Genomic DNA, 255 nt, shown 5'->3' on the forward strand with positions numbered 1-255 from the left:
GGTGGACGGGGCGCGGTGGTTGGACGAGTTGACGCGTGAGCGGGGGGTGGAGCTGGCGGCGTTCGTGGTGTTCTCCTCTGCTGCGGGTGTGGTCGGTACGGCGGGGGAGGGCAACTACGCTGCGGCGAACGCGTATCTGGACGCTTTGGCGCAGGCGCGCAGGGCGGACGGGCTTGCCGGGACCTCGATGGCGTGGGGGTTGTGGGCGGACACCAGTTCCATGACGGGTCACTTGGGCGGTGCTGATCTGGCGCG

Annotated in this window: 1 pseudogene; it reads left to right on the forward strand. The window is 70.2% G+C overall.

The features are described 5' to 3' along the window. Positions 1-4: 4 nt before the first annotated feature. Positions 5-255: pseudogene (locus tag IH54_RS41195) on the forward strand (KR domain-containing protein); the annotation flags it as partial.

It is taken from the genome of Streptomyces sp. NRRL F-5123, assembly GCF_000721495.1.
In the GTDB taxonomy this organism is placed as follows: domain Bacteria; phylum Actinomycetota; class Actinomycetes; order Streptomycetales; family Streptomycetaceae; genus Actinacidiphila.